The organism is Mycoplasma sp. 1781 (assembly GCF_053851675.1).
Genome location: NZ_JBSQBC010000008.1, coordinates 1 through 12,142 on the forward strand (window position 1 = coordinate 1; position 12,142 = coordinate 12,142).

9 protein-coding genes and 8 tRNA genes are annotated in these 12,142 nt (G+C 28.1%); 15 read left to right on the top strand and 2 right to left on the bottom strand.

Annotated elements, in window-relative coordinates; translation table 4 throughout:
• The 15 genes from ACWXVP_RS01895 to ACWXVP_RS01965 form a co-directional block, all read left to right on the top strand.
• Window positions 1-604: hypothetical protein (locus tag ACWXVP_RS01895; RefSeq protein WP_456012820.1), on the top strand; the 604-nt coding region annotated here is incomplete at its 5' end.
• 203 nt (window positions 605-807) lie between these two features.
• A complete protein-coding gene (locus tag ACWXVP_RS01900; RefSeq protein WP_444704791.1) occupies window positions 808-1,605 on the top strand; it encodes a tRNA1(Val) (adenine(37)-N6)-methyltransferase in 798 nt (265 codons plus the stop codon).
• Complete coding sequence (gene metG, locus ACWXVP_RS01905; RefSeq protein ID WP_456012822.1) at window positions 1,598-3,163, top strand: methionine--tRNA ligase; 1,566 nt, start codon at window positions 1,598-1,600, stop codon at window positions 3,161-3,163. The genes ACWXVP_RS01900 and metG overlap by 8 nt, the downstream gene beginning before the upstream one ends.
• Window positions 3,164-3,265: 102 nt before the next feature.
• Entirely contained in the window at window positions 3,266-4,288 is a 1,023-nt protein-coding gene (locus ACWXVP_RS01910; RefSeq protein WP_456012824.1) for a hypothetical protein, read from the top strand.
• A 111-nt stretch (window positions 4,289-4,399) separates the two neighbouring features.
• Entirely contained in the window at window positions 4,400-5,671 is a 1,272-nt protein-coding gene (gene obgE / locus ACWXVP_RS01915) for a GTPase ObgE (protein WP_438340328.1), read from the top strand.
• A 65-nt stretch (window positions 5,672-5,736) separates the two neighbouring features.
• A tRNA-Pro gene (locus ACWXVP_RS01920) sits at window positions 5,737-5,813 on the top strand.
• Between the two features lie 5 nt (window positions 5,814-5,818).
• A tRNA-Ala gene (locus ACWXVP_RS01925) sits at window positions 5,819-5,895 on the top strand.
• Window positions 5,896-5,899: 4 nt separating this feature from the next.
• A tRNA-Met gene (locus ACWXVP_RS01930) sits at window positions 5,900-5,976 on the top strand.
• Window positions 5,977-6,003: 27 nt separating this feature from the next.
• Window positions 6,004-6,079: transfer RNA gene (locus ACWXVP_RS01935), tRNA-Ile, on the top strand.
• Window position 6,080: 1 nt separating this feature from the next.
• A tRNA-Ser gene (locus ACWXVP_RS01940) sits at window positions 6,081-6,171 on the top strand.
• 6 nt (window positions 6,172-6,177) lie between these two features.
• Window positions 6,178-6,253, top strand: a tRNA-Met gene (locus ACWXVP_RS01945).
• A 1-nt stretch (window position 6,254) separates the two neighbouring features.
• A tRNA-Asp gene (locus tag ACWXVP_RS01950) sits at window positions 6,255-6,331 on the top strand.
• A gap of 1 nt (window position 6,332) precedes the next feature.
• Window positions 6,333-6,408, top strand: a tRNA-Phe gene (locus ACWXVP_RS01955).
• Between the two features lie 164 nt (window positions 6,409-6,572).
• The gene (locus ACWXVP_RS01960; RefSeq protein WP_456012826.1) at window positions 6,573-7,394 is read left to right on the top strand and encodes a SemiSWEET family transporter; all 822 of its coding nucleotides are present in this window, start codon (window positions 6,573-6,575) and stop codon (window positions 7,392-7,394) included.
• 234 nt (window positions 7,395-7,628) lie between these two features.
• Window positions 7,629-7,889 (top strand): hypothetical protein, encoded by a 261-nt coding sequence (locus ACWXVP_RS01965; RefSeq protein ID WP_456012828.1) that lies wholly within the window; start codon window positions 7,629-7,631, stop codon window positions 7,887-7,889.
• A gap of 393 nt (window positions 7,890-8,282) precedes the next feature.
• Here the strand turns inward: ACWXVP_RS01965 and ACWXVP_RS01970 are convergent, their stop codons facing one another.
• Both ACWXVP_RS01970 and ACWXVP_RS01975 read right to left on the bottom strand, forming a co-directional pair.
• Window positions 8,283-10,877 carry a hypothetical protein gene (locus tag ACWXVP_RS01970; RefSeq protein WP_456012830.1) on the bottom strand — a complete coding sequence of 865 codons (2,595 nt, stop codon included), beginning with the start codon at window positions 10,875-10,877 and terminating at the stop codon, window positions 8,283-8,285.
• A gap of 896 nt (window positions 10,878-11,773) precedes the next feature.
• The gene (locus tag ACWXVP_RS01975) at window positions 11,774-12,121 is read right to left on the bottom strand and encodes a YigZ family protein (protein WP_456012832.1); all 348 of its coding nucleotides are present in this window, start codon (window positions 12,119-12,121) and stop codon (window positions 11,774-11,776) included.
• Window positions 12,122-12,142: the final 21 nt, after the last annotated feature.

Consider the following 12,142-nt stretch of genomic DNA (forward strand, 5'->3'; position numbering starts at 1 on the left):
GTTTGGCGATAATATTAAAATTGTTTATGAAGATTTAAAGAAACATCATTCAAAAAAAGTCCTTACAGATTTAATAAAACAAAATAAACCAATTAAGGATCTATTAATTAAAAATGCAATTAAACTAGACTCAGTTGATTCAATCAATACTAACAATAATCTTATAAATAATATAAAAAATGAAGCACCAAAAATTGAAATTGATTTTGGTGATCCAACTAATGAAGAAATTAAGAATGTAATTGATAATTTTTATTACAAGAATTTATATAAAGAATACGACAAAACTAAGGATGATGGCAATCATGGATTTGATTTTCCATTAGATGATGCATCTTATGGTGATTTAGATATTTTTTCACAAAAAAATGAAAAAGAACATAATGAACCATGGTACGAAGATGATGAACCTGGTATAGCAAAACCAATGCAACCCTTGCCAAAAACACAATCTAAGCAAGAACAAAAAAGTGATTCTAAACCGAAAGTTCAAGATTTAGGCGGGCCATCAAAATGAGATAATCTTTATGATCTTTTCTCAGGCGGAATTAAGGGTAAAGGTCCGATTATTGATATATATGGCATCCCCGGTGAAAAAAAATAGAAATTCAAATTAAAAACCAGGTTCATTCTGGTTTTTAATTTGCTTAAGGAAAATATTCATTTTTGGGATAACTAGTTTGTTGTTATTTATCATTATGTATAAGGCTTTTATAAATTATGAGGTTTTAAACATTTTATTAAAACGAAAAGATTAATCTAACTTAATGCAGTATCAAAAAAAATATTAATTTATAATTAGTTATTATGAAAAAAATCGGTGTTTTTAAAAATAACTTAGGATATGGTAATGACCTCTTTGTTTATCAAGATAAAGAGATGTTTAATTATTCAGTTGATACAATTTTATTAGGTAATTTCGTTTCAATTAATCGCAATGTATCGAATATGCTCGAGGTTGGTACAAATAATGGAGCATTATCAATCTTTATGGCCGCTAGATCCAAGAAAATAAAAATTGACGCAGTTGAAATTCAACCTAAAGCAGTTTTGTTGGCTAAGCAAAATGTATGTTTAAATAATTTGGAAGACCAAATAAAAATTTTTGAAGCTGATTTTAAAGAATATGCAAAAGATTATGCTTTTAAATGTGGGAATAATCTTGCTAAGAAATACTCTTCAATTGTTGCTAACCCACCCTACTACAATGAAAACTATAATCAAGTTAGAAAAACTGGTACATATGCGCAAAAACTGGCTACACATGAAATTAATTTAGATTTAGAAACACTTATTTCTTTATCTTCTAAAATAATTGAGCAAAAAGGTTATTTTAGTGTTGTGCTTCCAATTGCTAGATATATTGATTTAATATCATTATTGCGCAAATATAATTTTGAACCAAAAAGAGTGCAACTAGTTTTCACTAGAATCAATTCTCAACCTAAATTTTGTTTAGTTGAATCACGATTTAACTCGGGTTGAGGCACGTATTTTGAACCAAATATTTATCTTCATAATGATGATAAAAACGACCATTCATATCGCCTAGAAACGCAAAAACTTTATATCCCAATGAAACAAAAAGGAGAAAAACATGAATAATTCAAAAAAAACATTTTATATAACTACTCCAATATATTATCCTAGCGGAAATTTACATATTGGTCATGTCTTAACAACGACACTGGCATGAGTTTTTGCAAATTATAAAAAAACCCAAGGATACGAAACTTTATTTGTGACCGGTATTGATGAACATGGTCAAAAAATTCAAAAAAAAGCTGAGGAATATAATTTGTCTCCTCAAGAATATGTTGATATTCAATCTCGGAAATTTATTGATTTATGAGATTTATTGAAAATTAACTATGATTTCTACAGTCGTACTACAAGTAAACAACATGAACAAGCAATTATTAAAATTTTCGAAAAAATGTACGAAAAGGGATTTATTTTTAAAGATAAGTATGTAGGTCTTTATTCGGTTAGCGATGAAGAATTTTTTACTAAAACACAAGCTATCTATAAAGACGGAAGATATTACCACCCGACATCAGGTCATGAGCTTCAAGAAATTAAAGAAGAAAGCTATTTCTTTGATATGAAAAAGTTGGAACCTTGAATAAATGAATTTTTTGATATAAATTCTAACTTTTTAACTAATAAAAATATTGCCAAGGAGCTAAAGAGTAATTTTCTTTCCAAAGGAATTGAAGATCTATCAATTACTCGGGTTTCCTTTGATTGGGGAATCAATGTACCTAAACAAAAAAATAATGATGAAAAGCAACATGTTATTTATGTTTGATTAGATGCATTATTCAGCTATTTAACTGCTTTGGGATATGAAACAAATAACGATGATAATTATCATAAATTTTGGCGTAATGGTAATGAACGTGTTCACGTTTTAGCGAAGGAAATTTCGCGTTTTCACTCAATTTACTGACCAATATTTTTAAAATCACTTGATATCAATCTACCGACAAAAGAAGTTGTTCATTCATGAATTATTACTCCCGAGGGTAAAATGTCAAAATCAAAAGGAAACATTGTGGAACCAATTCCCTTAATTAACAAATACGGAGCTGAGGAAATTAAATATTTCTTTTGTTCGCAGGTTAATATCGATAATGACTTTTCTTTTAGTGAAGAACTTTTAATTAACGTCCTAAATGCAGATTTGGCAAATAATTTTGGTAATCTTGTTAATCGTACTATCAAAATGGTTAATCAAAACTTTGCAAATGGCACATACTTTGATAAGAATAATTTGCTTGAAATCGATCAAAAAATATTAGACTCATTAAGCGTTTATTATGAGGAATATAAAAAGGAATTTGATCAATTTCATGCTGATAAGGCAATTAAAAATGCTATTAATTTGTCTTCGAAATTAAATGAATATATAGATTTAACAAAACCATGATTGTTGAAGGAAGATTTAGATAGACTTAATTGCGTTTTAAATACCTTGCTTAACGGGATTTATAGCATAGCCTTAATGTTATCTGTTGTCATGCCTCAAAAGATGAAAAAAATATTTAGTTTTATTAAAATAGATTTGATTAATTACGAACAAATAACTAATTTTGCCAAATTTGATAATTTGTACCCTGAGGCTAACGAGATCTTATTTGCAAGAGTTATTAAGAAATAAGACCATTTTTCATTTATAATATAATTGAAATTATGGAATATCTATAAAAGCAAAAAAGATTCTTTTTTATCAAAATAAGGAATTTAACAATAAGGAGAACAAGTGAAAAAATCAAATAAATTGCTATTAGCATTGACATCTATTTCGTTACCAGTTATTACAGGAGCTGCGTTGGTTTCGTGTTCAAATCCATCTAACCCAGGGCCTAAAAAACCAGAAAAACCAGCTGAACCAAGCAATCCGCATAGTCCCGACAAACCTGGCGATCAAGGCAACCCTGAAAATAAGCCAAAAGAAAAACAACCTGATAAGCATGAGACACCAGATCAAGGACATAATACTACTCCTCCAATAGTGAATCCCCAAAAACCCGGCGAAGGAAAGCAAGAAGATCAGTCAAGTAAAAATCCTCAACAAGATAATCCAAAACATGACAATAAAAAAGAAGAAAAAAATCCCCAAACACCTGAACAAACACCTGAACAAAAACCTGAACAAACACCCCTCCCAAATGATCCTATGGATAAACATGATGATAAACCAAAAAAGGATGATGATACTATACCAAATGATAAAAATGGCATTATAAAAAAATTTGAAGAGTTACTTGCCTATTATGAACAAAAATGAAATGATGTTAATAACAAGATTAATGATTTACAATCTAAACTTAATGGAGATGAAATAAATAAATTAACTAGAGAAAAAGTAATTCAAGATAACACAGAACTTTCCTTCTTGATTAATTTAGCTAATGAAATAAATCAAAAAATTAATAGTAGATTTTCGGAACTTAAAGAAGAAAAAAGTATGCATAATGATGTTGATGAAGAACTTCTTAGAAAAATAAAGGAACTTATAACGGAATTTTCCAAAGAAAAAGGTGATAAGTTAATTGAAAAATTTTCAGAAGAAGCAAGAGCTAAAGCAGAAGAAAAATGATCTAAGAAACTTGAAAAGCAGGAAGAATTACATAAAAAACTAACTGAGCTTCTAGAAAAAATAACGGATTCAGAAGCAAAAGAAGATTGAAAGAAAAATATCGAAGATCTTTATAAAAAATTGTCACTAACAGATAAATTATTGCAACAATTAAATGAAACCATTGAATCACAAAAAAAGTAAATTAAATAATAGAAAAGCAGCCTTGTTAATTTTGAAGAAGGTTGCTTTTAATGTATTTAATAATTACTCATAATGGCTAAATTTATCTAAATTTTTGATAAAATAAAACACATGAAATTTATAGATGAAGTTGATATTTTGGTTATTGCCGGAAAAGGCGGTGATGGGATCATTAGTTTTCGTCGTGAGGCTAATGTTGATAAAGGCGGCCCGGACGGCGGCGATGGAGGAAATGGAGGTTCAATATATTTTCAGGGCGATCCTGGGCAAAATACATTATTGCCATTTTACTACCAAAAAAAGATTGTTGCTAATGATGGGGAAAACGGGAAACCTAAAAATGCTTTTGGCAGAGGCGCTGATGATTTAATTGTTAAGGTGCCATTGGGCACTATGGTTTATAATGATGGCAAGTTAGTTGCTGATATTGTTACAGAAGAAAAATATCTGATTGCTAAAGGCGGTAAAGGCGGTAAAGGCAATTTAAGATTTAAATCATCAAGAAATACTGCTCCAAGAATTTGTGAAAACGGAACATTAGGTGAAAGATTTAATTTGCATCTAACATTAAAGGTTTTAGCTGATGTGGGCTTTGTTGGAAAACCAAGCGCAGGGAAAAGCACAATCTTATCTCAAATTTCTAATGCTAAACCCAAAATAGCCGATTATGATTTTACAACACTTGTTCCACAATTGGGTTTAGTTAAATTTTATGAAAATACTTTTGTAGTGGCAGATTTGCCTGGATTGATAGAAAAAGCTTCGGAGGGCAAAGGCCTTGGGATTCAATTTTTAAAGCATATTGAGCGTTGTAGGGTTATATGCCACATTATTGATTTTGGTGATTCAAATAAAAACCCAATTTTGGATTATGAAATTATTAATAATGAACTAAGATCTTATAATCTTAGACTTGAAAAATTACCACAGATTGTTGTAGCTAACAAATCTGATCTCGAATCATATCAAACTCATTTAGAAAAATTTAAAAGTAAGTACCCTAATATTAAATTAATAGAAAATTCATCATTGTTTGACTCGCATATAGAAGAAATAAAAAAGGTGTTATGAGAAACTCTACAAGAAGCAAAAATTAATATTGTTAATGAATTAAAAGAATCTGAAGAAGTTGTTGTTATTTCGCTAGATAAAAAGAAAATAGAAATTATCAAACTGTCTGATGATACTTATGAAATTGTTGGCAGTGATATTTATAAGGTTTATGAAAAAATTCCTGTTATTTCTATTGATAATTTATGAAGATTTAATTACAAATTAAAATCATTAGGTGTATTTGATTTAATTAAAAATTCAGATATTAAAGATGGTGATACTATTAAAATTAAGGATTATGAGTTTATTTGAAACAACGAAGATTTTTAAAAAAATTAATAACTAACATAAAAAATAATATATAATAATAAAGCATTTAGCAAAAATTTCTGTGTGGAGAAGTAGCTCAGCTTGGTAGAGCACTTGACTTGGGCTCAAGCGGTCGCAGGTTCGAATCCTGTCTTCTTCACCATTTATGGGGGGGTAGCTCACCTGGCCAGAGCGCCTGCCTTGCACGCAGGAGGTAGAGGGTTCGAGTCCCTTCCTCTCCACCATTATGGCACTGTAGCTCAGTTGGTTAGAGCGTCCGGTTCATACCCGGAAGGTCAAGAGTTCGACTCTCTTCGGTGCTACCAAATGTAAAACCCAATAGTGAAATTTTAGGACCCATAGCTCAATGGTTAGAGCAACCGGCTCATAACCGGTCGGTTACAGGTTCGAGTCCTGTTGGGTCCACCATGGGCAATTACCCAAGAGGCTGAAGGGAGCAGTCTTGAAAACTGCCAGGGGCTTCACGGCCCGCGGGGGTTCAAATCCCTCATTGCCCGCCATAATATAGCGGAGTAGAGCAGGCGGCAGCTCGTTGGGCTCATAACCCAAAGGTCATTGGTTCGATTCCAATCTCCGCAACCACGGTCCAGTGGTAAAGTGGTTTAATACGCTTCCCTGTCACGGAAGAGATCGCGGGTTCAATTCCCGTCTGGACCGCCATGGCTCTGTAGCTCAGTTGGTAGAGCAACGGACTGAAGCTCCGTGTGTCGCTGGTTCGATTCCTGCCGGAGCCACCATTTCAGAAATGACTTAACACCAAATTGGTGTTTTTTTTTTTTTTTGAACGTTCTAATTTTACATAGCAAAATTTAGATGGTTTTTATAATAATTTTTAATAATATGTTTTTGCTATAAAAAAATATTAAAAACTAGGCAATATTATGTTTATAAATTAGTATTAATGTATAATTTTTTAGTTATGACAGCATTAGAAATATCTATTCAGTTTTTTGGAGCATTAGGAGCGATAGCGACAATTCTTTTAGGTGTTCCTCAACTAGTTAGGGTTGTTAAAACCAAAAAAGCTGAAAACATAAATTATTATTCATTTTGAATTTTTTATATTGGAATTATTATTTGGTTAATTTATGGTGTATTTACAGGTGATGAAAACGGTTGATACATTTTTTTAGCAAACTTAATTTGTTCTTTTATATATGCTTTTACAATGTATTTTTTATATCACTATAATAAAGCAATTACCAAAAAACAAAAAAAATTTGCAACGGCAGCTATAGTTTTAGTAGAATTATTTGCAACTTCGATATTCGCTGTATTTATAGTATTAGTATTTCAAAAGATTAATACTGGCTATTTTTATCCAATTGTTGGGAATAGAATTGCGGTATTTGATAAAGTTACATCACTTATTATTGGTTTAATTACGCCTGCGGGAACAACCTTAGCTTTTATGCCCCAACTAATAAAAGGATTAAAAACAAGAAACTTTAAATCAATAAGTCCTTGAATGCTATTTATTTTTATTTTAAATAACTTATGATGAATTATTTTCTTTATTTTGAGTATTGTAGATAAAAATATCAAAGGTGAGGAAGCTTCCTTGAATGGTTTAATCGGGGCTCTTGTATGGCAAATTGTATCATTAATTGTTTATACAGTGCAATTTTCATTTGTTATATCATATGAAGTTAAAATGAAAAAGTGCGAGGTTTTGCATAAAAGAACTATGATGATACAAGATGATGCAATGGAACAAAAATAAGATTCTATATTTTTAGAGGCCTTGACTTGAAATATATCGAAGTCTCTTTTTTATTTATTTTATAAAAAACCTGTTTTAATTTAATAGTGGACAATACAAAAAATTAAACAAAGCTTCAAAAACTATTTATTGTTTGTATGCTACCTTTAAAATATGTGCATGATGAACTGGTCAAAAAATAGTTTATCATTTAAAAAAACATATATAATTAATTTAAGATTGAAAGGAAAAAATATGGGTCATAAAATTGGTTGGGTAATATGTTTGATAATAAGCTTCCCAATACTTGTTGTTTCATCAATAATTGCTTCTATTACATTTAGTAATGAAGCATTATTATCAAATGCTACTACACCGCTCGGAAAACTAGTGTTTAAACTAAACGGCTTTTTGAAACTTGGTGATATAAGAATTATATCTTATGTTGGTATAGCGATGGCTGCGATATTTGGTATATTGTCACTAATATCATTAATAAGATTGATAAAAAAATAATGTGGTAGTGTAGATAATTTTGTGTAAATTTATCTCTGGCTTATTTTTAGTAAGAGATTTGAGAATAGCAACCACACAAATCTAAATTTATTATACAAAAACAACCAAGCAACATTATGTTGTTTGGTTGTTTTAATTATTTATTTTTTTTCAAAAATAATTTGTAATCGATTAAAAACAGGCCCCCAATTAGGAACAAACTTTATTTCATTTTCTAACTGATTTTGGGTTGTGAAATAAACTCTTATTAAAGAGCTATCAAAAAGAAATAAGTTTTTTAAAAAAATTGCACAAAATTATTTATGGTAACACTTTTTTGCTTTTTATTAGCTAAAAATTGTCAACAAAAAAGTCTAAAACCTCATAAGAGATTCAAGACTTTCTTATTTTGACCTAATTTTTGTTTATTTCTTTTCTTTTTTGAATCTTATGACGTTTAACTGCATATCAAGTCCCAACACTTGCGCCAGCTAATGCTAGTATTACCACAAGAGGCCCTACAATCGCTGCTACATTTATCTTTGATTTGCCTTCTTTTTTAGATTTTGTTTCTTGCTCAGTAATTGCTTTTTGAATCTTCAATTTAATAATTCTTAATTCTTTTATATTTTGGGCGTTTTCTATCAATTTTTCTAACTCTTTTTTTGTATTTGAATTTATTAGCTTGTTTAGTTCTTCTTTTGTAGAATTAAGTTCCATATTAAATTCTTGTGTTGCTTTAGCTGCAATATCTTTTATTTTATTAGTATTTTCTTTGTTGTTGCTTAATTCCCTACCTAGTTGTTTTTTTAATTCAGAACCTTCTAGTCTGTCAATAGCATCATTCGCCTCTTTTTTTATTTGGGCATTTTCTTGAAGTATTTTTTCTTGAGTTATTTCTTTTAATAGAATTTTTAGATTCTTTATATTATTTGCATTATTAATTTTTGTTTGATAATCCTTTTTATCTAACAATTTGTTAAACGTATCTAATATTTTTTGCTTTTCTATGTTATAAATTTCTTCTGCTTTTTTTGCTACATTAGTAAGTTTAACAACATCATTTTTTGCATTGGCGAACAACGTTTTAAATTCTTCAAATCTTTCTGAACCTTCAGTTTTATCAACAGCTTTTTGCGCTCTTTTTATTAATTTGTTTAAATCTTGTTCTTTTATTTGATTCAATAGCGCTTCATTTAATTTATTTAATTTTTGAATATTATCAGCTTCTTCTAGCGCTTGTTCGAATCCTGTTTTATCATCTAAACTTTTTAGATTTTTTTCAACTTCATTTCTTTTTAATTTGTATTCAACATTTATTTTATCCGCTAACTTAGTTAGTTTGGTAATATCATCTTGCGCTTCACTATGTTGTTTTTTATATTCTTCATAATTCACTGAACCTTCAATTTTTTTCAGTGCTTTTGTAGCTTCTTCCCTTGCTTTTGTTAAATCTTCTACATTCTTAATTTTTTGTGCCTCTACTATTAATTTTTGTAGATCTTCAATGTTTTTTGCTTTTTTTAATTCTTCAAGTTTTTTAGTTCTTTGGTCTACTGAGTTGATGCTATTTATAAGCAATTTTGTTTTGTTGTTTTCATCAGAAAACAAATTAGTTGATTTATCATTAAGAGAATTAAATTGTTCAATAGTAATCCTTTGGTTTTCTATTTGACTTGATAATTTAGTATTAAGTTCATCTTTTTCTTTTTTAATATCAATATTAATTTTAGTATGGTTACGGCCAAAATCTTTTCATTTTTTATCAAAAGCTTCTATTGCAACTTTTCTTTGTTCAATTTGTTGCTCATTTTTTTCTTTTATGGTACTAAATGTTCTCATAAAATCATCATACATGCTAGAACCCTTTGTTTTTTCGATTAATATCATTACATCGTTTTGATATTCCTGTATTTTTTTAGCCATAATATCAGCATAAAGTTCCCTTAAAATTCCTACATTACGTGCTTTATTAATTTTTTCTTTAATATTAGGGTCTTTGTTTCTTAAATTATTAAATGCCATATCGACTTTTTGTTTTTCACTAAGATAAATATTGTTAGCGGAATTTTTAAGATTTTTCAAAAATTCCATTGTGCTAGAATTCGAAACTAGTTTAACTAATGGTTTAATTTTTTCATCGTATTCGATAGAACCGTATGATTTTTGTGCGGAAATTAATGCATCATACATTAACTTATCATGTGAAAATTCTGATTCAACTTCTTTTATGATTTCTTCAATAATACTATCATTCGCTTCTTTCTTAATTTTTTCGAGAATTGGCAATGAATCTTTTAAGGTATTTAAATAAGCAGGATCTGCAGAATTAATGCCACTTTGCACCTTAAATAGATCTTTTATCAAATTTTTAATATTTGAATTTTCTTTGTGTTTAATCAATAAATTAATGGCTTCAAAATGAGCAATAATAGTTTGGACTATATAAATATCACTAATTTTTGATGAAAATTTTCCAGAAGTTACATTTGATCTTAAATCATCTGCAACCTTATAAACACTATCAATGTTTAATTTTTTGTATTCATTAAGTAAGAAAACATTATAGTCAAAATTAACATCTGATCATAATCTAATAAAAGTTCCCCAATGTAAAAAGTTATGGTCATAAAAAAAGTATTCATTGTTAAAATTATCAAAAACACCATCAGGAAAAATTTTAAATTTCATTAATTTTTCTTTATATGGAAGTATCTCTAATTTCTCACCTTGAAAATTAATTAATTTTTTTAGTACTCTATATGCAAATAACATTTTGTAATGAGTTTTAAAGGCTTCAGTCTTTCAGTAAATGTTATAACTTTCAACATCATTATAGTCATCATTTGTGGGTATCGATATTGCCTCAGTTGCATAAACGCTAACATTATTGCTAGAATTTTTTTCCTCTTTATCGATATTATTGGCCATATTGTTTTGAGCACTAATTACTAATGGTGTTGCAGCTATTATAACTGCACTTAACAATGGGCTTAACTTAAACTTCATATTACTCCTTTTAATGAAAAAATTTACTATAAATCAATTTATTATTATGCTATTTTAGGTATAAAATATATCTTATTATTATATTAATAAATATGCCAGATTAATAGAACAAAAAAATAGTTTTATTTCAAGAAAAAATAGGTAAATTAGTGTTTATAGTTTTTTAATAATCGCTAAATCTAAATAAATAAAAAATTATATAAAATTATTACTTTTTATTTATAAATAATTCATAATTTTTGAACATTGGGTGAAAATAGCATTTTTTGAAACTATTTTTAGTTGGGTTCTAAGTTTTTTAACACAAAATAAAATTAAAATCTAAGGATACAAAACAAATTAGAATTCAAAATTAGGAAAAATTTTATATTATTATATCTTTAAAAGGGGATTTTTTATCTTTCTCATTGTTTCTTGGATTTGCAATTTTGGTTTTTTCTATACTAGCTTGTTAGTTATTTTTTAGGATCCTAAGTTGGAGTTTTGTTTTAATTTATTAAATAATTTTAATTCAAAGGATTGCCTTAAAAGGTTCAAAAGAATTAGAAAAAGTATATTTGGGTTTTTCTTAGTTTTTATAATTGCTTTTTACTTTCTTTCATGTTACATTGATTTGTTTTGTTTAATATCTTTAAGTTAGAATAGGTTATAACCATTGATAGTATGATAACTATAAAAAACCACTAATAAAACTAGTTATTATACAAGGATATAATTGATGTTAATTTTAAAAAGACATGTAGTTTCAACTAAATCTAAAAATAAATTCTTTAAATTTTTATTCCATTATTTTGCTAAATTTCAATCTAGTGTAATGATAGAGCTTTTAAATATTAAAAATATTTAAAACATTAATTTTAAAAAAAGCGAGACTTATATTTGAATTTTAATCTTATTTACTCATTAAAAAGTAGTTTGGCTGCTTGCAAGTAAGCTCTTAATAGATTACTTCTTCCTAATTCAATACCACCGAAATAACGAATAACAACTAATAATTTATTTTTTAAATTTTTACTATTTAAATAGCTATAAAGAGGAATCCCAGCCACACCTTTTGGTTCACGGTCATCAGTATATCCATTGATAATAACATCATTGTCTTTTATAATATAAGCATAAACAATGTGCTTTGCTTTTTTATGTTCTTTTCAAAGAGATTCAATATTTTTTCTTACATCTTCTTTTGAATTGACATTAAATAAAATGGGGATAAATTTTGATTTTTTGATTTCCAAAAACTTCATGCTATTATTATAACATTTGTT